At 62.9% G+C, this 434-nt stretch carries 1 protein-coding gene and 1 pseudogene; both read right to left on the bottom strand.

Annotated features, from left to right (window positions below; translation table 11 throughout):
- Positions 1-292, bottom strand: a pseudogene (locus RM590_RS35705) (NADH dehydrogenase subunit D); the annotation flags it as partial.
- Positions 292-434 (bottom strand): NADH-quinone oxidoreductase subunit C (locus RM590_RS35700; protein WP_311708968.1); only part of this gene is annotated, 143 nt, incomplete at its 5' end. The pseudogene RM590_RS35705 and the gene RM590_RS35700, both read right to left, overlap by 1 nt.

The following is a 434-nucleotide window of genomic DNA, read 5'->3' as shown; positions in this document are numbered from 1 at the left end:
CGTTGAAGAACGGTGACAGATAGTCCATCCGCGTGACGAAGGTGACGCCCTGCGTCCAGTTGCGGTACTCCAGGTTCTTTTCGATACCGGTGTGCAGATAGCCGATGCCGCAACGGGCTTCGGTGATGATCTCGCCCTCGATCTCCAGGATCAGCCGGAGCACCCCGTGGGTCGATGGGTGCTGGGGACCCATGTTGACCACAATGCGTTCGCCGGCATGTTCACGGGCCGCGGACACCACGTCGTCCCAATCCTGCCCGCCGACCACCACCACGGGAGATTCGGTGCTCATCAGTTGTAGGACCTCCGCTGATCGGGCGGCGGGATCTGCGCGCCGTGGTATTCGACCGGAATTCCGCCAAGTGGATAGTCTTTGCGCTGGGGATGGCCGACCCAGTCATCGGGCATCTCGATCCGAGTCAGCGCCGGGTGCC

The organism is Streptomyces litchfieldiae (genome assembly GCF_031845365.1).
In the GTDB taxonomy this organism is placed as follows: Bacteria; Actinomycetota; Actinomycetes; order Streptomycetales; family Streptomycetaceae; genus Streptomyces; species Streptomyces litchfieldiae.
Note: the sequence above shows the minus strand (reverse complement) of the source record. Positions and strands in the feature narration are given on the sequence as shown.